Below are 18,933 nucleotides of genomic sequence, written 5' to 3' on the forward strand. Positions count from 1 at the left end.
TAGGTACTCTTATATAGTGAGAAACATGTTGAATAATTACTTTTTAAATTAGAGGGGACTAAAACAGTGAACAGAAAAAAACTACTATCATTAACATTAAGTATATGTATTTTAATACAATCATTAAGTTTTATTAATGTACAAGCAATAAGTACTAAAAAATCTCTTGAAGTGACTGGAACTGAAAATCCTGATGGGGGATTTTGTCGTGAAAGAGTATATGGAAGCGTAGTTAAAATTGTAACTATTGGATCAGATAAATTTTCAACAAAAACTGAAGTTATTTTACCAGTTACTATAATGCGTTATAAAACTCCAGCTGGCGTATTTCAAGAATTTGAAAAAATTTTTGACAAGGATGCTTATTGTACAATAATAGGAGGTTCTTATGATGAAATAACAAGTAGTAAACTTAGAATAAGTAATACTAGAAACAAAGTAGTAATAGATGGAGATATATATTTAAAACAAGGATATGATAAATCATTCACCTACATAGAATATTTGCCTAAACAATTATAATAAACTCAGTCGGTGTAGGGTGTACTACACTAGATATGCAAAGGAGAAATCTTATTATGAAAATAAAAAAATTGAATATCCAACGCCACTCTCAACTATAGAGGATATTGAAAATGATAATATTGATGTTTTTGTAACATTAGAAGATGAGATGACTTATACACTAACCGTGACAACGCCTAAAAAATTATTATGGTATATGGATAAAGAAAATGTAAATTGTATGCCTGCAGCTCAACCAGATATAATTGTACGTTCTTTAACAGAAGAAAATATTAGAGAAGCACTTGAATATTTTTCTAAATATGATGCATATGATATAAAATTATATTATTTAGCAGGTGAAAAAAGGGGAGGATTAAATATAGAAAATTTTAATAAGTTATTAGAAGTAATTCGTAAAGAGGTAGATGAACTATATGAGGAAGATGAGGATTAAGTGTAACTGATTTCAAGTTTCAAAGTAGCAGAATGGTATTAGACTGCTACTATTATGTTTTACCTTATAATGAAAGTAAAAATGCAATATTATGAACAAATAAAATCTTTATACTAACAATTTAGTATCTATATAAGTTATATAATTTTTTACAAATATACAAGTGCAAACCCAGTGCTTTTACGAACTAAATTATAAATAAAAAGGAGATTTGTACATGAAAATAAAAAGAATTAAATATATGAAACCACTCTCAACTATAGAGGATATTGAAGATGATACTATTGATATTTTTGTAACATTAGAAGATGAGATGACTTATACATTAACCATGACAACGCCTAAACAGTTAATACAGGACATGGATAATGAAAATATAAATTATGTTCATATATTTGCACCAGATATAATCGTGCGTTCTTTAACAGAAGAAAATATTAGAGAAGCAGTTGAAACTTTTGCTAAAGATGATGCGTATTGGCTAAAATTTTATTATTTAGTAGGTGAAACAAGAGGAGTATTTAGTATAGAAAATTTGAATAAGTCAGTAGAAACAATTCGTAAAGAGAGATGCACTAGATGATGAAGAAGGGGATTAAATAAGGGATGTAGGTTGATTTGTGTAAAACCCAATCAACCTAATTTTGAATTACCGCATTTCTACATATATGTACACAATAGCAAGGGGTGAAGCATATGAACAAGCAAATAATTGATGTCGATATAAATAAAATACCTGTTGAATGGAATGAATCAACAAATCCATGTAGTATTGGGCCAATGAAGATATATAATGATACTATAATACTTGGGGGAAGATATGGATTGTATCATTTTTATGATAATGAAATACACAGGGTTACTCCAAAAACTTTTAGACAATGTTTAATACCATTTTTACAATTCCCATGTACTGATTTAGTCAGACAAATGGATAGTTTATTTTACACTTCATTTATAAATAAAGATGGTTTTTACCATGTTGCAGTAAATGAATATAATTTTAAAGAAAGAAAAAGAAACTTCCTCTTTTCAATACCTACTTTGTTTTTTTGTGTAAAGGATTATAAAGATATTGATAATTTATATAATTCTTATAGAACATATTTTAAATATCTAAGCTCAGAATACATATTATTTCATTTTGAACAAAACTTTGATTATGAAAAAGATACATATAAAAATAAAATATTTGATGTTAAAAACAAAAGGATATTATCTTTAGATGAAATTAGTTTTAAAATAGAGCAAGCGCAATACATAGAAAATAATAAGAATAAATATTTAGTTTTAGAAAATTATGATGGATTAAATTTTAGAGAAGAAAGAGAAGAGTTATTTTTAGAATGTGAAAATCAAGGACAAGAATCACCAAATAAGAAACAACTAGTTTTGGTAGATTTAAATAAATTTTTACAAGGGAAATCAAATTATATAGAAAATATACACTCCTGCTTTATAGATAAATCAATTAGTTTAGCTGATATTGGAAACAATCACAGTTTTGATATATTGTATCATTTATTAGATTTTAAAGCTAAAAAAAGATTTTTGGTAAAATACAATATATTAACTAAAAAGAAAGACTATATTTTTATTAAAACTGGATATGATAAAGCTATTATAAATATAAATGAAACCCTGTACTTTATTGATGAAGAAGCTGATGATAATATGCTTGTATTGACCAACATTATCAATAATAAAGCAATCAAGATTGATGAAAGTTTAGGACAATTTGATCAATTTATGAATGAAGAAAATGTCATTCTTCTTGATACTAAATCAAAAGCTTCTTCAACTTATGTATATAATTTAAAGAATAAAAGTACTGAAAAGCTTCAAGGTATATTACATTATTTCAAACAAGAGGATAAATTTGTTAGAATACTAAAGAGTTAGTTAAAGTTTTCTAATACAAATTTATTCATGTATCATATATGAGGAATACAATATATGAAGAATTATAAAATAGATAAATCAAAAATTTTAAAATTATTTATAGTAATAATAGTATTATCCTTGCTTCATGGATGTTCTAGAGAAACTAGGGGGTTTGGAACACCAGGTATTGCAGGATTTACATATGAACAAGCACAAAACGGTAAAAAAATAAAAAAAGATATAATTTCAGATTCGCAAATTAAAGAATTTGACTGTGGAATATTAAGTGGAACTTATGGGAGTTTTTTTATAGAAGATGATAGTGTTTCATTCACTATACTGAAAGTTAATTTAAAAGATAAAAAAGTTAATTTAAGAGATGGAAAAAATCATTCATATAAAGGTACTGCTAAATATAAAAACAAGAAATATAGTTTGAATATTATAATAAGGTGGAATGGATTTGGAGCCACGGTATTTGGAACTTTATATGATAAATCAAATAAAAATGAAATAAAATTTGAGATAAGTTAAAAATGCTTGAATTAAAAGTTTGTGATTTCAAGTTTTAAAGCAGCAGAATGATTATTAGACTGCTGCTATTATGTTTTACCCTAAATTACTCCTCAAATAAACTTCTTTTTTTTCATCCTCTGTTATTCCAATATACCTTAGCGTTTCACTTTTGGATGAATGGTTAAAAATCTGTATTAATAGCTCAAGGGATACCCCCTTGTTATATGCATGGTATCCAAAAGTCTTTCTTAAACTATGGGTACCTATTTCTCCTGATATTATTTTCCCCTTTTCTACTTTTAAAAATATAGGAATCAAGAGAAACGTTTCTAATTTCTTTTATATAGGATTCAAGGACCTTTTGTACTATGTGACCTATATAGAATTTTTTAGTTTTGCCTGTCTTTTTTTCACTTATCAAGCAGGAGTCTTTTACATTCCATTCAGGATCTACAAGAACAGAGAATTTTAGTTTTAGTATATCGCTTATTCTAAGACCTACATTTATACCAAGTACAAATAGAAGTTCATTTCTTGTACTTTGACCTTTTAGCAGCGTTCTCATTTTTTTTATTAATTTTGGATCTCTTAAGGGTTCAACTGTTTTCATTAACTTCATCCTTTCTTTGTATTTGAGAAAATTGCTAATTCCCAAATTACATAAGTATAAATACCTTGTGCTAAAAAAAGCCGGACAGTACCATATACCAGGATATGAATATGAGGACCTTGTTCAGCATGGATATCTTTCAATTATAAAAGCAATACATATGTACAAGCTTGGTAGCAACTCCTATAATGGATATTTTATAAATACAATCAGTACAAACTTTGCAGCTCTTTTAAAAGGAACTATAAAACACTTAAGAGAAATTCCTGATGAAAATATAGTTAATAATGATAAAGAATATGAGTTTACTATAGAAGATCAATTGATAGTTTATGAGGAAGTTAAGGAGCTTTATGCTGCTATGGATAAACTAGAACCAATAGAAAGAGAAATACTTAATAGATACTATATTAATAATGAAAGCTTTAAAGAAATTGCTTGTGGTATGGAGTGTGACTATAATAGAATCACTTATTTGAGAACTAAGGCAATTAATAAGCTTAGTAAGATTATAAAAGGGAAATGATTTAAAAAAGTAACTCTAAATATTATTAGAGCTACTTTTTTATTATTTATTATACTTTTTTTATAACAGTTATTTTAGAGATTTCATCAATTAATATTAAAATATCTTCAGGAGTTAAATTTTCTAAGTAAATTTTCACATTGTTTTTAGTATTATATGTTAAATATAATGAATTATTTAACATTAATGCTTTGTTTATTTCAGTCAGTTTAAAGATTTTTTTATAAAACATATTTATACGAATTTTAATTTCATTTTCATTAGTTTTAACATAAGAAATTTTGTGATAATTAACAAATTCTAATCCAACAAAAAGAATTATTATGCAGTATAATAATGCAAAAATAGACATCAATGTTGTAGAAATACTGATAAAACATCTAGTTATTGATATATTTAAATTAAGTATAAATAAAACACTTAAAGTATCTATGCATAAGAAACCTATACCTAGTAAAATTAAAGCATTTGATTTTTTAAATTTGAAATCAAGCATTTAATAATCACTTACTTTCTTATTTTTTCATAATTATTTCTCCTTAATTTTTAATATATTGAAACAAATAGCTCTATGTTTTCAATATATAAGAGAAACAAGATTTAAAAACGTTTCATTTTTTATAAAAATTTTATTATGAGAATAATTTTAAAAATATAAATATAAAGAGTAATGAAGTTACAAAACTTAAGAGAAATTCCTTATGATATGCAGTAAGGGGAGAGGCTTATAAGTGAAAACTTATAAGCCTCGGGGAAAAATCCTAGTTAAAATGAAAATAAGTTTCAATTCAGCAGGTATCTATTACAAATTATTTCCAGAGAAATAAAAAATATTCAAAGATTGAAAAAGTAGTTCTAAATATATAATTTAGAGTTGCTTTTTTTATTAAATAAACGGATTTTTAGTGTATATAGATTTACTGATGTTATACTATTTTTATTCAGTTAAGGGTTAATATAGTATAATTGAGGTGGATTGTTGATGAAGAATTTAAATAGATAACGAACAGAAAGAGGAGTATTTTTTATGAAGATTGATAAAGGATTTGAATTTTTTTACAGTAAATTAAGTTACAGAAGAAAATTTATTAGAACTCTTTGGATGATAATTGGTGTTTTAATAATGCCTTTATCACTATATTTTTCTAATGTTGATACATATATAAATATTATTATAAGTACTTTAATGTTAATTATATGGAGTATACAACTTTTATATACTTATATGAAATATAAAAAAGAAAAAAATTAAATACGACTTATCTTTAAATTACGGAGGAATGTAATGAAAAAAAATAAAATATTGATTATAAATTTAGTCCTCTTATTTATTTTAATATCTGTTTATTTATATACAATGGGTTACAGATTAACTGAGGTTGAAGCAGCAAAAGTACATTTGGGTGTGGGAAAAAATGCACAACTTTTTGAGCAAGTAAATTATAAATGGGGAACTGTGTGTTTATTTAATACGCCTAAAGGACCACGTACTGCTATAGCAGAAAAATATATGTTTTTATGGAAAACGAGAGTGGCATTTCATATGACTAATAGCCAAGACTTAATCAAAACAGTTGGTTGGGCAAATAATGAAAAGTGTACAGTTTATGCTGTAGAAAGTACAGATGATAATTTAGCGTATATTGAAATGGGTTCAGGTTCAGATAGAATTAAAATATACTCAGAAGAGAATGAACCTATGATTTTTCAATGGAGTAAACCTATAAGGTGGAATGATTTTAATGGAATTGCTTATTCCAAAAATGGAGAAGCAATTTATGAATTTAGATACCCTAAAGGCAATGTACTAAACATAAGTGAAATACGATGGTTTCCTATTAAATAAATTAATTAATGTATATTATATTATTTTAAACAAGAGGATAAATTTGTTAGAATACTGAAGAGTTAGTTAAAGTTTTCTAGTATGATTTTATTATAATAGTTCATAATAGCAAAAAATTATTTAAAAAATAATTAATTTTTCAAGTAGTAACTTTCTTCAGGTACTCTTGGATATGCTGCATTTACCCAATACTCAGAATCCTTAAAGTATGATTGTTTAAGTTCTATTAATTGAGATATTGTTACACGCTTATAATTATTTTCAATCATATGAAAAAATATTGAATCCCAAATATGATATAAATCCTCTTGCGTATCCATTCGATTACTATTCCACCTTTTTACAAATACACCTGCTCCCAAACCACATAAAAATGCTGTCTCATGAATATTATTTCTAAAAATGTTATTACATGCAGTGTCACGATTACTTTTAACTTGCTCAACAGTTAAAATATAATCTATTTGTTTGTGATCAGTTGCATCATTGTATATATTACTATGTATAGTTATAGGCACATTTTTATTTATTATTTTGCCCTTATCTAGCATATTACCATAGTATGCTTTTTGCATATATATAGGTTTAGAATACATAAACCCACTTATAATTATAGTTATTAAGATAACTAGTACTGTAATTTCTTTTCTTTTTTTCATACCTTTTTTCTTAATTACAATAACTATGAGTAATACAATTAAAGAGAAAAGACCAAAGAAAACTGATAATATAGTCCATAAAGTACTATTGCAATTATTTTCTTTGGAAATGTCATAACACAATACTATAGATATAATGCTTATTATTAATAGAGTTATATGCATAAAAAAGCCTCCTTTTGTATTTTTTAAAAAATTTTTGCAGACTTACTTTTTCTTAAAATAGTTTTGGGATAAAATACATTCGCTTATTATAATACCATAAATAGAAATTTGTGGTATTATAATAAGCGAATATTAAAAGGTTAGTTAAAATTTTCTAATATAAATTTACTAATATATGATATACGAGGAATATAATATATGCGGAATTATAAAATAGATAAATCAAATAAAAATGAAATAAAATTTGAGATGAATTAAAAGTGATATACAGGGAAAGGCTTATAAGTTTTCACTTATAAGCCTCGGGGGAAGATGTTAGTTAAAATGAAAATAAATTCTAACTTAACAGGTATCTATTACAAATTATTTCCAGGGAAATAAAAAATATTCAGTTTTATTAGTTATAATTGTATGGTAAATTCATCTGATATCTCATCTATATATTTCATAATAATGTGGTTAATGGTATTATATATACACAAGTTGCTTCATTCATATTAACTTTGGGGGAATATTTATGGTTAAGATAATAAAGAAAATTAGTTACATGTTTATAATGTTATTCTTAGTAGCGGTTGTTTTTATATTAATGGCTCAAAAGTTCGATTGGTCAGTTGATTTTGCTATTGTACCTTTCTTTCTTATAATTCTTATATTAACTGCATCATGTATGCTAATAGTTTCAATATCAGGGATACTTGAAGTTATCAGCAAAGACGGTAAAAAGAGTTTTTGTAAAAAATTTATTAAACAGTGGCTATTGTGTTTTGTTGCTCTGTATGCAGCAGCATTTTTAAAAAAAGATATAGATATTTTAATAGTTTTGGGTTCATCATTTGCAATTTCAATTTTGAGTTACTATTATGCAGCAAAATGATTATAGAAAGATGGAAAAATTAGATTTAGCAGAACCGGAAGTTGCATCAGCATTACAAATGGATAATGCAAATGCAAAGGGAACTTACTTTTAAAGTAGTTCCCTTTTATAAAATGGAGCATAGGTATTGCTGCTATTATTTTAGATATCGATAAAGAGTAGCTCTAGAAACATTTAAAGTTTCACAAATGTCTTTTATGGAATTATTCGGATCATTAACTAAAGCTTTTGCCATAGAAATCTTTTTACTATCCATAACTTTAGGTCTTCCACCAACTCTTCCTCTTGCTCTTGCAGCTTCAAGACCTGCATTTGTTCTTTCTCTTATAATGTCCCGCTCGAATTCAGCAAGGGATGCAAATATATGAAATATTAATTTACCGCCGCTGGTAGTAGTATCAATCTTTTCTTGAAGGCTTTGAAACCCTATATTTTTTTCACTTAGATCATTTACAACTTCAATTAAATGCTTTAAGGACCTACCAAGTCTATCAAGTTTCCAAACAACTAATATATCTCCCTCACGTAAATAAGCTAAAGCTTCCTCTAAACCTTTACGTTCAGTTTTAGCTCCACTGGCTATATCTGTAAAAATCTTTTTACATTCAGCTTTTTCTAAAGCATCCTTTTGTAATTCTAAATTTTGATCTTGAGTAGATACTCTTGCATATCCAATTAACATAAACATATTTCCCTTCTTTTGTAATTATAGTTATTTAAGCTATATTTTGTATATAAACCATAAAATAGATGAAATTTTATAAATATATAGTCTCATAACTCAATGCAAGAGTCAACTTATGAGATTATGATTATGAGATAAGTTTTGATACAGTTTTGATGTTATTTTATTAAAATTCACTCAAAACTAAAATAAGTCTCAAAAACGAACGTTTTTGAGACGACAATATGGTGTTGGAAATATTCACTTGAATTTTTATAATAATAAGAAAAAAGTGAATTAGGTGAATATATATTATACTCATAATTTTTTTAAAATTAGCAATTGATTTATTAATCTTTATTATATTTAAATTTCATTTAGATAACTAAACTTTGTTTCCATTAACCATAAAATATATTGTTTTATTAAATTAAATACTGCATTATCCCAAATTATTGCATTGTTTTAAACTTGGTTTTAGAGTTTGCTTTGATTTTAAGATCAAAACTAAAATAATTGAAGCTATGTCTGCTAAAGGCTGTGCTATTATTAATCCATTTAAAATAAGAATTTTACTTCTTAATAGGAATCCAAATTTCACACCTGTAATTAGGTGCGGACATATCTCCTGCAGGATACACTTCAATATCTGGTGCACACTCATGCTGATATCCTGTAGAAGGCATCCACTCTGTATATATCCTTCTAACAAGGTCATGTAAAGCTTTAGTCACTGGTCCAACTGATTCAAATGCCGCCCAAGTTAATGCCGGTATAGTTGCTGAAATATATCCTTTTGGAAGTGTATCCTTTATTTCTTCAACTGCTATCATATAATTAAATTCATTTTTATATTTATCGAAATCCTTAGATACACCTAGCATCCCAAGCTTACTTGCCCTTGAAGAAATCCAATCATATGAACCATCTTCCATGCAATCGTACCAGAATTTTGGCACTTGATTAAAATTTTGTTCATTTACCATAGATATTCTCGTTTGTTTACCTACTACTTTAAAGCTTCCTTTATTAAAAATCTTATAATTCATATCTTTATCTCCTTTTATTGAAATGTGAAAGGATAGTTTAGGATATGCCTTGAGATTTGCTCCCGACTCGCGCGCTGCCGAAGGGCTTACTCCATGCATTTTTCTAAAAGCTTTTGTGAATGCTTCAGGCGTTTCATAACCATACTTATAAGCTACATTAATGATTTTTTCACCAGATATAATATCCTGTGTAGCCAGCGTAAGTCTCCTTCTTCGTATATATTCACCTATTGTAACACCAGTTATAATATGGTACATACGCTGAAAGTGAAACGTAGATGATAATGCAATTTTTGCCACTTGCTCAATGTCAAGCTTTTCAGTTATGTTAGCCTCTATATATTCTACTGCATTATTCATTGCATTAAGCCAATTCATAAAGCCACTCCTTTCTATTTCTATATTAAACATTTGCTACTGATTTGTCCTGTCTTTAAATGCTATCTGTTGACAGGTTTGAATTATAAGATTTAATTAATTTATATTCATTAAGACATAATATCTTCAAATTACATACTAGCAATGCATGTCCAATTATACTATATTAAACCTTATTATCCAAATAAAAACATTAGTTGATATATGCAAATCTAATACAAACCTCTTGTATTTAATCTATCTGGAAATAAAATTAATAATTTTAAAATAATGTAAAAATCGACATTTTAACAAAATTAATTATTAAAATGTGAGAATTTTCACTTAAAACCAAAAACAATATTTAACAAATTATATAAAAAATAGTATAATATAAGTACAATTTACAATTATGAATTATTTTATGTAATAAAATCTAAAATAAATACACTTTATAATTTTGCTACAAGCAAAACATTATCAACTATCAATTCTCAATTTTCAACTCTCAATTAAAAAAGGGGTGGTGTTTGTTATGGAAAATATTATAAAAAAGGCAAAAAAAGGAGATACACAGGCAACAGCGTATATTATAAATAAGTATAAATACCTTGTGTTAAAAAAAGCCGGTCAATACCATATACCAGGATATGAATATGAGGACCTTGTTCAACATGGTTATCTTTCAATTATAAAGGCAATACATATGTACAAGCTTGGCAGTAACTCCTATAATGGCTATTTTATAAATACAATCAGTACAAACTTTGCAGCTCTTTTAAAAGGAACCATAAAACACTTAAGAGAAATTCCTAATGAAAACATAATCAACAATAATAAAGAATACGAACTTACTATAGAAGACCAGTTGATAGCTTATGAGGAAATTAAGGAACTTTATGATGCTATGGATAGCCTACAGCCAATAGAAAGAGAAATTCTTAATAGATATTATATTAATAATGAAAGCTTCAGAGAAATTGCTTGTGATATAGAGTATAGTTATAATAGAATAACTTATTTGAGAACCCGAGCAATTAATAAACTTAGGAAAATTATAAAACGGAAGTGATTTTTTAAAGTATAAAGTATGGGGAGAGGCTTATAAGTTTTTACTTATAAGCCTCGGGGGAAAATGTTAGTTAAAATGAAAAAAGTTTTAACTTAACATGTATCTATTAAAGAGTATTTCCAGAAAAATAAAAAAATATTCAAAAATTATTGTTTTTTATATTTTTCTTTACAAGTATTTTTAGTATTTTCTAACTCTACTAATGATATTACTAAAATAAGAAGACCAGCAATAAAGTAACCACAACGTGAATTATAAAACAGAAGTGATTTTTAAAAGTATATAGGGAGAGGCTTATAAGTTTTCACTTATAAGCCTCGGGGGAAAATGTTAGTTAAATTGAAAATAAGCTTTAACTTAACATGTATCTATTAAAGAGTATTTCCAGAAAAATAAAAAAATATTCAAAGATTAAAAAAGTTCTAGTTAAAATACAGTGAAATTTTATAGCAGTTGATTTTATGAAAAGTTTTATAAATGGAAAATCTATAAGGTGGCTTACTACCTAAGTTAAATTTACTGGGAGTGTTTTAAATGTATAAGCTAATTATATTTATTTTGTCTAGTCCAATGTTAGGATTGTTCATATACACATTTTTTAATCCTAAAAAAAGCTTTCTTCTAGGAAGAAAATGGATGTTTGATTATGATGTTGATGAAGATGATGTTAGTGATGCAGTAGCTATATATAATAAGATTTTTTCTGTAGTCGGAAGTATAATAATTATTATAGCAATATTACGGAGTTAGTACTTATTTGCTAACTCCGTGTATATAAGGTAACTATTGCTTTTTAAAAATTGGAACTAAAATGAACAGTTTTTGTTGTTCAATCTATCTATCTTGCTTCAACTTTAATTTCCTTAGCTGAATCCCAGTTATATGCTCCAGCAGTTAACTGTATAGTAATTGTTGTAGCACACTTACTAGTAAGAGAATATCCATATTTTATGTTTAAAAATTTCATACAATCATTATTACTCCATACCCTTAAATTTCCTGTTATATCATTAAAATCTTTTCTTATAATCTGAATAATTTTCCCCACAGGAACTTTATATTCAGGCTGATCAATGATTACTTTATATGTCTTTTCATCTTTTCCTTCTGCTTCAAGAGAGTACTCTATAACTTCAGCACCAGGAAGTTTTGGTACATGATAAGGGGTAAGTGTCATATTATTATGAATCCTTTTCCAAACCCAATATTGATTACAAGTTACACGAATTAGGCTCTTCTCTTTAAAAAATACACTACCAAAAATGATCATCTTTTCTGATACATACTGAATAATTTTGTTCCCTCTATATCCTAAGACCTTATACGTCAAAAACCCTCCTGAGCCTGTATTTTCATATAGTACTAACACATAGCTACCAGTCAAATCCCATTTGTGATTTAGAAATTTCACATCCTTACCAAATTCCTTTGTCTGGTAAATACATTTATATATCCCAGTTATAAAATCAGGTTCTACAATACGCACAACAACTTCATATTGATCATTATCTTCATAAATCAACAAAAATGTATTTCCATAATTATTGTCTAATTTAATAGGGTATTTCTTTTTTAAAATGTATTCCTTCAAACAAACACCTCCTTATTGCAACTAATACATACTATGAATTGCTATAAAAAAAGTGTTTAGATATTATGATATTAAGGTTTCTTGAAGCATGATTGAATTTTCCATGATTTTAGCAATTGCAAAACCATCTTTAATCAGTTCTACAACATGAGAACCAATCTTCTCACTGGGATTTTTCCATTGTCGAATAGACTTAACACCACCATGTAATCTGAGAGATACAGGTATGCATAAGAACTTGTTAAGATTCCCAGCCAAAACTCCAACACCTCCAAACATATACCCAAATATATATTCAGCTTTTGAAAAATTTTCTGATGCCTTTGAAAATAAGTTTGACAAATAACAATAGTTGCATCCTTTATATAATTTTCGACAACCATAATATTTAATAATATTCCAAAAATAGAGTTAATATTATATTTTTTTAAAAAAATCCAATATTTTTAACAAAAAGTTGATTTATTCTCAAATTGATATTAAAATGTAATTAATCTTAAATATATGATAATAATGTATCATATGTTAAAAATAAAATAATAAGGAGTGTTTATTAGCTGTGAATATTTTTAATACGTATAATGATTCTCATGAATTAAGAACAAGAAGTAAATTTGTAATTATAATTTGGATGATAAGTTTAATATCCCGACTTGGATTAGATATTATAATATTTAATGTAAAAACTACAACATCGATTACAATGTGTTTGATTGGTTTTTTAAGTTTAATACCGGTTTGGTTATGTTTTAGATATGATAAGTGGGTAAAGTATATTCCGTATGCTTCACTATTTTCTTTACATGTAACGTGTACAAGCATGATATTGATGAATAAAGGAATAGTTACTTTTATATTATTGTTTTACAGCTTATTTTTAATTACTATATATCAACACTACATGAGCATAATTATATCAGTTATAGTTGATTCGCTTTTATTGACATATATTTTAATTAATCCTGAAATATATGATAAGATATTTTTTAATGTTCCACATAAGGGAGCTATTTTAATTTATGCATATTTTATATTTATTGGTGTTATTGCAACAGTAATAATTTCTTTTAATAACAAGTTAGTTTTAAAAATAGAAAATAAAACAGAAGAAGTTGAAAAAGAGCATGAGCATATAATGTTAGTTTTAAATAAAAATGCTGATATAAGTAATAAGTTAAATAATATAAATCAAAATGTTTATGGAAATTTGCAAACTAACTCTGAATCATTAAATGAAATAAAAGAAGCTTTTAATTCTTTAACTTCTGTTATATCAAATACTGGTAATAAAATACATAGCATGCATGAAGATGCAATGCACGGAATCACAATTACAGAGGATGTTAATGTTAAAATTGAAACAGTAATTTATAATTCAGAAAAAGCAGTTAAAAATGTAAATGGCAGTAAAGAAATGTTAGATGTGTTAAAAGGTACATTAGATAAGATTATTGAAAATATTGATGCGATTATGAATAGTATGAGTGAAATGACAAAACAGCAAGAAATAGTTAGTAATTATATAATTGGTGTAAAAGATATTGCTGATAAAACTTCATTACTGTCTTTAAATGCATCAATAGAATCCGCTAGAGCTGGGGAAGCAGGAAAAGGTTTTTCGGTAGTTGCAGAGGAGATTAGCAAGTTAGCTTCTAGTTCTAATGAATTTGCAGAGAAAATTGGCGAGTTGATGAGCAATAATTCAAAGATTATAGGCAAAATTTCTGATGAAATTAAAAATGAAAGAGAATTTATTGGGAATAGTAACAAGCAAATGCTTAATGCTATAAAGTCATATGATTCTTTAGTATATAATATGAGTGATACAAGTAAAATGATAAATTCTTTTAAATCTTCTTTTGATGTTTTAATAAAGCTATTTGAAAGTGTTACAGAAGAGGTAAAGGAAATAACAGATAACTCTGAAAGTAATGTAGCTATTTTAGAAGAAGTAAATAGTAATATGGATGTTCAAGTTTATAACACAACTAATATCAAAGAAGAATATAAAAATTTAGATAGTTTAATACAAGATTTAAATGATTTAAATTAGTAATAATGGAGGATATATAATGTTTAGAAAATATATAATGGTAAAAAATATAAAAATTAGTTATCTAGAATTTATAAATAACAATAGCAATAAACTTATAATTGTTGGACATGGTGCTTCCATGCAAGCGGATTTTTTAGCTCCCTTTGCAAAGTTGCTAAACAAAAAATATAATGTTATAGTTGTAGATTTACCTGCACATGGAAATTCGCAGGGGGAAGTTATACCTACTTTAGAAGGTATTGCAGAATTTCATGAACAATTTGCAAATGCATTAAAAAAAGAAGAAAAGTTACCAGAAGATGTGACATTTATAGGATATTCTTTATCAGCTTGCGCTGCTGTGGAAATTGGTTGTAGGAATTACTATAAGAATTTAAAAAGATTAATAATAGTATCTGGAGCACCAAAGGTAAATGTGGATTTTAATATAATAGAAGATACAAAAATTGATGGTAAATATAATTTATCTGAATTATTTAAAGGATTTTGGACTTCAAGCACAAAGGAAGAAACAAAGAACTTTTTAAAAAGCTTTAATAAAATAAGAAAAACAAGTGATGAGTCAGTTATAATTGATTTCAAATCAGTTATAGGTTGGGATAGAAGTGAAGATTTAAACTTGGTTAAAGTTCCAAGTTTAACAGTAATAGGTGATCAAGATAACTTAACTTTGGTGGAAGATGCAATCAAGTTAAAAAATATACCTAAATCAGAATTAGCGGTATTTAACAATGAAAGTCATGGATTGGTGTATAATAAAACAGAACAAGTAGTAAATGTAATCTTTGATTTTATGTCAAGATATTGTACAACACCAATTATGTGCAATAGTAAATGATTTTATAATAACAGAAAAGTACACTTTATAAACATATTCTTGTAATAATATTGAAAATTAAATAAATGAATTTAGAAAAAACAATTAAGTTTTGATATAACTTAATTGTTTTTTTTCATTGCACTATGTGTTATACCTATAATAATTATGGTTTCGGTTAATTTTTTTTATTTTTAAATAAGTAAACTGGATATACTACTAAAAATACTATAAATAATACTGATGAATATAAAAACATTGAACTATAATTTGTTAGCTGTGCTACAACCCCTAATATTATAGAACCTACCCCTATTCCTAAATCAAATGAATTATAAAAGGTAGCATTTGCCAAGTTTCTTTTTTCAACAGGGACAAGATTAATACACCACGCTTGTACCGATGGAAAAATAGCTCCGTATCCCATACCATAAAATAAAGAGGAAATAATAAGTTCAGTTGTATTTGATGTTTTTGCTAATAAAATAGTTCCAATTAGACAAGCTACAGCTCCTGAAACTAATATCACTGTAGGTCCTTTTCTATCAAATATTTTTCCTACAAATAGTCTAGAAACCAGTTCACATGCAGCCACACCCATAAAGAATAAACCTACATTATTTATTCCAACCTTCTTACCAAATAATGCAATAAACCCCAATATACCACCATAAGAAAATCCAAGAAGCATAATAAGTATTGCTGGTATTAGTACCTTTGGTTCAAAGAAAGAAGATAATTTAAATTCTATTTTCTCCTTTTCATTTGAAATAGCTTTAATTTTTACTGGTTCAGATATCATCTGCATGAAAATAATTCCAGCTAATAATATGATACTCGCAACAATGAACATCCAGAAAAAATTAAAAGTATTGAGTATCCAAATTCCTATGAAAGAACCTATTGACATAGATACTGCTGAGCCTAAACCAAAATACCCCATTCCCTCACCCATACGTTGTTTTGGAATTGAATCCGCTGCTAAAGTAGCTAAAAGTGTAGTTACTAATCCAAAACCAAATCCATGTAAAATACGAGTAATAAACATTATGAATAAATTTGAAAATACATAATAACCAATAGTACTTATAACACAAATCCATGCACCAATGATTAATATTTTTTTTCTTCCAAAATTCTTTGGAAATGAATCAGAAAATGGACGTATTATAATTGAGGATATAGTGAATACACCAATTATAATTCCTATTATTGAACCTTTACCTCCAAGTTTAGAAATATAAACAGGTAAAGTAGCTAAAAGCATTTCATAAGATAAAAAGAAAAAAAAGTTTGCAAAAAATAATAATATAAACTTGCTTGTCCATATACCTTTTGACCTTTCTTGTGTAATTTTAATTTGTCCGTTTGTATTTATCATTTTAAAATCCTCCATCTATAATAAACTTGAAAACTATATATTTTTACTAAAAAAAGAGCCTTTCACTATTTTATCATTATTGGCTTTAATTTTATAGTATTCAATAATTATTATTATTTAGTAAAAAATAACAAATAACTCATCATTAGTACATAAATAACAAACAAACGAAAGAAGTCCTTAAAGTTTTTATAATTATTTTTAAATTTATATTTTAGAATTGTATAAAACTTTAATACATGGCTATAATTTAGATAAAGCGCTTTGATTAGTTAACCACTATCCCATACAAAAGCAAAAGCTCCAAACTTAATGTTTGGAGCTAATTTCGGGTATAACTATGTAGAAAAAATGATAATTTAAATTTTATACTGTAAGCTAACTCTAGATACTAGGTATTTAGGGTTTTTTTATTGGTTAAAATATGTTTGTAACTATGTTTTAGGGTGAATATGGTATAATTAGGTATGTATTGTTATTACTGAATTCAAATACAAATTAAGGGGAGATGTAAATGAAAATATTTTCTGAAGATAGGTTAGCATTTATCGAAATAATTTTTGTTGAATCTTATATGGAGAAATTGCCAAGTATTAATGTGTCTATTACTGTGCAAAATGATGGTTTTACAGGAGTTCTTGAATCTGTTTGGATTACAATTGATGATTTAAAGCATTTTATATCCTGTATGGATGTAATAGATGTTAAAAGAAGAGGCAAAGCCAATTTAACAAGTATGAGTCCAAATGAGTTTATATTAGATTTTCAGACATATGATAAATGTGGACATATCAAAGTTAATTATACACTTACAAAGGATTTTAGTTTTCCTTATTTTAGAGAAGTTTCCCTACAAGGTGGATTTGATATTGATTCAAGTGAATTTTTAAGTATTATAAAGGAATTTAAAAAGTTATTAACTAAGTAATTTAATTTTTACTTTTCTTAAATGCCGATATTACTAATATTGAAGCTAATTTTCAATATTAGTAATATCACAATTATTTATATTTACATAAATAATTACACTAATGTTTACATTTATGTTTGTGTAAACATAAATATCAGTATTTTTGTTTATATTAATATGTCTAGTATTGTTGTTATCTACGATTTTTACTATTATAGCCTTTTGATTTTATAAGTTTTAGTTACTATCTATATTGAGTGTAATTTTAGTATATATACTTCATTTTGTCATAGCAAAAATTGAACCTGAAATAAACGGAATCAGCCAAATAAGCCATACCAAAATACTGAATTTATGAAATTTAACTTTCATTTTACCATCATTTTTAATTAAGACAATTGTTGCCCAAAGTGCATGAAAAAGCATTAAAAGTATTGCTGCCAAACCTGTTATGCCATGAAAATTTAATTTAAAAGCTTCACCAGATATTTTACTCATAACTACTGTTCCAAGCGTATCAAATACTAAGCCTGTATAAAATACTATTAGATGCCATTTTTTAAGTTCCCCTTGTCTTTTTTCACTCCAAACCCCTATTGTATAAAATAGAAGAGCTAAATTCATACAGAGAACTGAATATATTAACGTAACAAATCCCTCCTAGACGAATGTAAAATTTTAATAGATAAATTTTAAGTATATATTTATATGTTTCCCTAAAATTGACTATATATAAATTTTAATGATGTATTCTTCTTAAATTATGAAGTAAATACTTCTATAGAGGGTGGAGAGCTGAAATTTGATAAGTAGTGAATAATGGAACTTACATGTAGCTATTTAATTTAAGGATTACGCAATTTCCTCATATTTCTGTTTGGATTACTTATTGTAAAATACTCACTTGTGAAAATTCCTTATATTACCTTTAAAAAGTTATTGAATTTTATAGATATTCTTTATATAATAGTCTCAAGACAAAGTTGTTTTTA

24 protein-coding genes are annotated in these 18,933 nt (G+C 26.3%); 14 read left to right on the forward strand and 10 right to left on the reverse strand.

The window, feature by feature from the left end:
• The first annotated feature begins 66 nt into the window (after positions 1–66).
• The 5 genes from OW763_RS13780 (at position 67) to OW763_RS13800 (ending at position 3,379) form a co-directional block, all read left to right on the forward strand.
• Positions 67–522, forward strand: coding sequence for a hypothetical protein (locus OW763_RS13780; RefSeq protein WP_268041725.1), 456 nt, complete (start codon positions 67–69; stop codon positions 520–522).
• A 19-nt stretch (positions 523–541) separates the two neighbouring features.
• Positions 542–961, forward strand: a complete 420-nt coding sequence (locus OW763_RS13785; protein ID WP_268041726.1) for a hypothetical protein — start codon at positions 542–544, stop codon at positions 959–961.
• A gap of 217 nt (positions 962–1,178) precedes the next feature.
• Positions 1,179–1,544: a hypothetical protein gene (locus OW763_RS13790; RefSeq protein ID WP_268041727.1), complete on the forward strand. Its 366-nt coding sequence runs from the start codon at positions 1,179–1,181 to the stop codon at positions 1,542–1,544.
• A gap of 113 nt (positions 1,545–1,657) precedes the next feature.
• On the forward strand, positions 1,658–2,863 hold the full coding sequence (locus OW763_RS13795; RefSeq protein ID WP_268041728.1) for a hypothetical protein: 1,206 nt from the start codon (positions 1,658–1,660) through the stop codon (positions 2,861–2,863).
• A gap of 54 nt (positions 2,864–2,917) precedes the next feature.
• Entirely contained in the window at positions 2,918–3,379 is a 462-nt protein-coding gene (locus OW763_RS13800; RefSeq protein ID WP_268041729.1) for a hypothetical protein, read from the forward strand.
• Between the two features lie 75 nt (positions 3,380–3,454).
• Here the strand turns inward: OW763_RS13800 and OW763_RS13805 are convergent, their stop codons facing one another.
• Positions 3,455–3,679, reverse strand: a complete 225-nt coding sequence (locus OW763_RS13805) for a tyrosine-type recombinase/integrase (protein ID WP_268041730.1) — start codon at positions 3,677–3,679, stop codon at positions 3,455–3,457.
• A complete protein-coding gene (locus OW763_RS13810; RefSeq protein ID WP_268041731.1) occupies positions 3,615–3,971 on the reverse strand; it encodes a site-specific integrase in 357 nt (118 codons plus the stop codon). The genes OW763_RS13805 and OW763_RS13810 overlap by 65 nt, the downstream gene beginning before the upstream one ends.
• Between OW763_RS13810 and OW763_RS13815 the strand changes: the two genes are divergently transcribed.
• A complete protein-coding gene (locus OW763_RS13815) occupies positions 3,970–4,497 on the forward strand; it encodes a sigma-70 family RNA polymerase sigma factor (RefSeq protein WP_268041975.1) in 528 nt (175 codons plus the stop codon). The genes OW763_RS13810 and OW763_RS13815 overlap by 2 nt on opposite strands.
• A gap of 49 nt (positions 4,498–4,546) precedes the next feature.
• Here the strand turns inward: OW763_RS13815 and OW763_RS13820 are convergent, their stop codons facing one another.
• Positions 4,547–4,993 carry a hypothetical protein gene (locus tag OW763_RS13820; protein WP_268041732.1) on the reverse strand — a complete coding sequence of 149 codons (447 nt, stop codon included), beginning with the start codon at positions 4,991–4,993 and terminating at the stop codon, positions 4,547–4,549.
• Between the two features lie 531 nt (positions 4,994–5,524).
• On the opposite strand from OW763_RS13820, the gene OW763_RS13825 reads away from it, so the two are divergent.
• Together OW763_RS13825 and OW763_RS13830 are read left to right on the forward strand one after the other, a co-directional pair.
• A complete protein-coding gene (locus OW763_RS13825) occupies positions 5,525–5,749 on the forward strand; it encodes a hypothetical protein (protein ID WP_268041733.1) in 225 nt (74 codons plus the stop codon).
• Positions 5,750–5,782: 33 nt separating this feature from the next.
• Positions 5,783–6,343, forward strand: a complete 561-nt coding sequence (locus OW763_RS13830; protein WP_268041734.1) for a hypothetical protein — start codon at positions 5,783–5,785, stop codon at positions 6,341–6,343.
• Between the two features lie 131 nt (positions 6,344–6,474).
• Here the strand turns inward: OW763_RS13830 and OW763_RS13835 are convergent, their stop codons facing one another.
• Positions 6,475–7,167, reverse strand: coding sequence for a hypothetical protein (locus OW763_RS13835; RefSeq protein ID WP_268041735.1), 693 nt, complete (start codon positions 7,165–7,167; stop codon positions 6,475–6,477).
• A gap of 517 nt (positions 7,168–7,684) precedes the next feature.
• On the opposite strand from OW763_RS13835, the gene OW763_RS13840 reads away from it, so the two are divergent.
• Positions 7,685–8,044 (forward strand): hypothetical protein, encoded by a 360-nt coding sequence (locus tag OW763_RS13840; RefSeq protein WP_268041736.1) that lies wholly within the window; start codon positions 7,685–7,687, stop codon positions 8,042–8,044.
• Between the two features lie 136 nt (positions 8,045–8,180).
• On the opposite strand, the gene OW763_RS13845 is transcribed toward OW763_RS13840, so the two are convergent.
• Both OW763_RS13845 and OW763_RS13850 read right to left on the reverse strand, forming a co-directional pair.
• Positions 8,181–8,732, reverse strand: coding sequence for a recombinase family protein (locus tag OW763_RS13845; protein ID WP_472924610.1), 552 nt, complete (start codon positions 8,730–8,732; stop codon positions 8,181–8,183).
• 548 nt (positions 8,733–9,280) lie between these two features.
• The gene (locus OW763_RS13850; RefSeq protein WP_268041737.1) at positions 9,281–10,135 is read right to left on the reverse strand and encodes an AraC family transcriptional regulator; all 855 of its coding nucleotides are present in this window, start codon (positions 10,133–10,135) and stop codon (positions 9,281–9,283) included.
• 514 nt (positions 10,136–10,649) lie between these two features.
• Here OW763_RS13850 and OW763_RS13855 point away from each other — a divergent pair.
• Both OW763_RS13855 and OW763_RS13860 read left to right on the forward strand, forming a co-directional pair.
• On the forward strand, positions 10,650–11,186 hold the full coding sequence (locus OW763_RS13855) for a sigma-70 family RNA polymerase sigma factor (RefSeq protein ID WP_268041738.1): 537 nt from the start codon (positions 10,650–10,652) through the stop codon (positions 11,184–11,186).
• Between the two features lie 534 nt (positions 11,187–11,720).
• Positions 11,721–11,936 carry a hypothetical protein gene (locus OW763_RS13860; RefSeq protein WP_268041739.1) on the forward strand — a complete coding sequence of 72 codons (216 nt, stop codon included), beginning with the start codon at positions 11,721–11,723 and terminating at the stop codon, positions 11,934–11,936.
• Positions 11,937–12,024: 88 nt separating this feature from the next.
• Here OW763_RS13860 and OW763_RS13865 read toward each other — a convergent pair whose 3' ends face one another.
• Both OW763_RS13865 and OW763_RS13870 read right to left on the reverse strand, forming a co-directional pair.
• Positions 12,025–12,777 (reverse strand): hypothetical protein, encoded by a 753-nt coding sequence (locus OW763_RS13865; RefSeq protein WP_268041740.1) that lies wholly within the window; start codon positions 12,775–12,777, stop codon positions 12,025–12,027.
• Positions 12,778–12,840: 63 nt separating this feature from the next.
• Positions 12,841–13,119, reverse strand: coding sequence for a hypothetical protein (locus OW763_RS13870; RefSeq protein ID WP_268041741.1), 279 nt, complete (start codon positions 13,117–13,119; stop codon positions 12,841–12,843).
• Positions 13,120–13,336: 217 nt separating this feature from the next.
• Between OW763_RS13870 and OW763_RS16930 the strand changes: the two genes are divergently transcribed.
• Together OW763_RS16930 and OW763_RS13880 are read left to right on the forward strand one after the other, a co-directional pair.
• Positions 13,337–14,830, forward strand: coding sequence for a methyl-accepting chemotaxis protein (locus OW763_RS16930; RefSeq protein ID WP_268041742.1), 1,494 nt, complete (start codon positions 13,337–13,339; stop codon positions 14,828–14,830).
• Between the two features lie 19 nt (positions 14,831–14,849).
• Positions 14,850–15,671, forward strand: a complete 822-nt coding sequence (locus tag OW763_RS13880; RefSeq protein ID WP_268041743.1) for an alpha/beta fold hydrolase — start codon at positions 14,850–14,852, stop codon at positions 15,669–15,671.
• A 157-nt stretch (positions 15,672–15,828) separates the two neighbouring features.
• On the opposite strand, the gene OW763_RS13885 is transcribed toward OW763_RS13880, so the two are convergent.
• On the reverse strand, positions 15,829–17,031 hold the full coding sequence (locus tag OW763_RS13885; RefSeq protein ID WP_268041744.1) for an MFS transporter: 1,203 nt from the start codon (positions 17,029–17,031) through the stop codon (positions 15,829–15,831).
• A 514-nt stretch (positions 17,032–17,545) separates the two neighbouring features.
• Here OW763_RS13885 and OW763_RS13890 point away from each other — a divergent pair.
• Positions 17,546–17,959, forward strand: a complete 414-nt coding sequence (locus OW763_RS13890) for a WapI family immunity protein (protein WP_268041745.1) — start codon at positions 17,546–17,548, stop codon at positions 17,957–17,959.
• Between the two features lie 261 nt (positions 17,960–18,220).
• Here the strand turns inward: OW763_RS13890 and OW763_RS13895 are convergent, their stop codons facing one another.
• Complete coding sequence (locus OW763_RS13895; protein WP_268041979.1) at positions 18,221–18,583, reverse strand: HsmA family protein; 363 nt, start codon at positions 18,581–18,583, stop codon at positions 18,221–18,223.
• Positions 18,584–18,933 lie beyond the last annotated feature (350 nt).

Origin of the sequence: Clostridium aestuarii, assembly GCF_026735135.1 — a bacterium.
Lineage (GTDB): Bacteria > Bacillota > Clostridia > Clostridiales > Clostridiaceae > Clostridium_H > Clostridium_H aestuarii.